A 1,952-nucleotide genomic window follows, 5' to 3' on the forward strand; every position below is an offset into this window, starting at 1 on the left:
CTAGGGTGGGAGCCATGACGTCGCCTTCTGCCTGCGTGATCACCGTGTCGGACCGATCGTTCGCGGGGGAACGCGAAGACAGGGGCGGCCCCATCGCCGTCGGTCTGCTGAGGGAAGACGGGTGGCACTGCCCGGATGCCGAGGTCGTCGCCGATGGAGCATCTTCGGTCGCCGACGCCCTGCGCAGGGCTGTCGCGCGAGGTGCACGGCTGATCGTGACGACCGGTGGCACCGGGATCGGGCCCCGGGATGAGACTCCCGAGGGAACCCGTCGGGTGATCACCCGCGAGGTTCCGGGGATCGCCGAGGAGCTGCGGCGCAGTGGCCTCGCCGACACCCCGCGGTCGGTGCTCTCTCGCGGGCTCGCCGGCATCGTGGATCCGGCCGGGGCGCTGGTGGTGAATCTTCCCGGATCGACCCGTGCCGTGGCATCCGGAATTCCCGTCGTGCTGACTGTGGCCAGGCACGTCGTCGACCAGGTCGAGGGCGGCGATCACTGATGAACGAGGTGCGGATCGCCGGGATCTCTGACACGCCGCTCGATGTCGACGCGCATCTCGCGGCCGTCGACGACCCTGCGCTGGGTGGCGTGACGACCTTCATCGGCCGCGTGCGCGACAACGATCCCGATGCGAAGACGCCGGTGGTCGGGCTCGAGTACAGCGCGCATCCCGATGCCGAGGCGACGCTGCGGCGGATCGCCGAACAGGCAGCTGCGGATGCCGTGGGCGGGGCCAGAGTGGCGGTCGCCGTGAGCCACCGCGTCGGGCGCCTGGACGTCGGCGATGCCGCGGTGGTCATCGCGGTCGCGGCAGAACATCGGGCCGAGGCCTTCGCCGTGTGCCGGGCNNCCGGGCGAACATCGAGGAAATCAAGCTGTCGCGGCCCGTAGGGAAGCGTAAGGTCGAATCCGACGGTTCGACGTCGTGGAAGGGCATCGGCGGCTGAGCTGATCAGGCCGGCCAGCCCCGTACTCGGGTGTGCGCTTCCGAAGTCCGTGTGCGGTTCCGAAGTCCGTTTTCGGCGTCAGCGGACTTGCGAAGCGTAAGCGGACTTGCGAAGCGTCAGCGGACTCGCGAGGCGCGCGCCCGCATCCGCCCTCCCGCCCGCGATGGTGACTCTCGCCGGCGCTCAGCCTCCGGCGAAGGGCGGCAGCACGTCGATCAGCTGCGCGTCGTCGAGATCACGGTCGTCGTCGCTGCGCACGCCGTCGACCATCACCGCGCACCGCGGGAGGATGTCGGTGAGAGCCGGATGCTCGGCCACGACCGCCGCACGGAGCTGCTCGAGTGTGCGCTCGCCGCGTTCCTCGGACTCGATACCGGCCGCCTCGGCGGCGGCGGCGAAGTAGCGCACGCGAGTCGTCGACAGGGTCATCGGGTCTCTCCCTCGCGCACCCAGTCGCCCGAGCGTCCGCCCGACTTGGCGACGATGCGCACGTCTTCGATCACGACCGAGCGGTCGATCCCCTTGATCATGTCGACGATCGCCAGAGCGCTCACCGATACGGCCGTCAGGGCCTCCATCTCGACCCCGGTGCGGTCGGCGGTGCCGACGGTCGCCTCGACATGGACGCCGTCGTCGACGATGTCGAGTTCGACGTTCGCCCGATGCACCCCGATCACATGAGCGAGCGGCAGCAGGGTGGGCGTTGACTTCGCGGCCTGGATGCCGGCGATGCGGGCCACGGCGAGCACGTCACCCTTCGGAGCGGTGCCGTCGCGCAGCGCGGCGATCACCTCGGCGCTGCAGCGCACGAAGCCGCGGGCGGTGGCGGTGCGGACGGTCGGCTGCTTGGCGGTCACGTCGACCATGCGCGCGTGGCCGGCCGAGTCGAGGTGCGTGAAGCTCATTCGACCAGCATGACATCGATCACGTCGCCCACGGCCACGGCCTCGACCTCGGCGGGCCCGATCGCGAACGCGCGCGCTCGCGCCAGCCCGCCGGTCCGG

Annotated in this window: 4 protein-coding genes; 2 read left to right on the forward strand and 2 right to left on the reverse strand. The window is 70.7% G+C overall.

Going from position 1 to position 1,952, the window contains the following annotated elements; all coding sequences use genetic code 11:
* The first annotated feature begins 14 nt into the window (after positions 1–14).
* On the forward strand, positions 15–500 hold the full coding sequence (locus J7E68_RS16870; RefSeq protein ID WP_215174536.1) for a MogA/MoaB family molybdenum cofactor biosynthesis protein: 486 nt from the start codon (positions 15–17) through the stop codon (positions 498–500).
* Positions 500–892 carry a molybdenum cofactor biosynthesis protein MoaE gene (locus J7E68_RS16875; RefSeq protein WP_311417253.1) on the forward strand — a complete coding sequence of 131 codons (393 nt, stop codon included), beginning with the start codon at positions 500–502 and terminating at the stop codon, positions 890–892. Before J7E68_RS16870 ends, J7E68_RS16875 begins: the two co-directional genes overlap by 1 nt.
* 239 nt (positions 893–1,131) lie before the next feature.
* On the opposite strand, the gene J7E68_RS16880 is transcribed toward J7E68_RS16875, so the two are convergent.
* Both J7E68_RS16880 and moaC read right to left on the reverse strand, forming a co-directional pair.
* Entirely contained in the window at positions 1,132–1,377 is a 246-nt protein-coding gene (locus J7E68_RS16880) for a MoaD/ThiS family protein (RefSeq protein WP_215174532.1), read from the reverse strand.
* Complete coding sequence (moaC, locus tag J7E68_RS16885; protein WP_215174534.1) at positions 1,374–1,853, reverse strand: cyclic pyranopterin monophosphate synthase MoaC; 480 nt, start codon at positions 1,851–1,853, stop codon at positions 1,374–1,376. Before moaC ends, J7E68_RS16880 begins: the two co-directional genes overlap by 4 nt.
* Between the last annotated feature and the right edge of the window lie 99 nt (positions 1,854–1,952).

Source organism: Microbacterium sp. ISL-103 (assembly GCF_018613995.1).
Taxonomy (GTDB): domain Bacteria; phylum Actinomycetota; class Actinomycetes; order Actinomycetales; family Microbacteriaceae; genus Microbacterium.

What these genes read in the sequence shown, in the direction of transcription:
- J7E68_RS16880 (WP_215174532.1), bottom strand. Translation starts at nt 1,377, where the DNA reads ATGACCCTGTCGACGACTCGCGTGCGCTACTTCGCCGCCGCCGCCGAG.
- moaC (WP_215174534.1), bottom strand. Translation starts at nt 1,853, where the DNA reads ATGAGCTTCACGCACCTCGACTCGGCCGGCCACGCGCGCATGGTCGAC.
- J7E68_RS16870 (WP_215174536.1), top strand. Translation starts at nt 15, where the DNA reads ATGACGTCGCCTTCTGCCTGCGTGATCACCGTGTCGGACCGATCGTTC.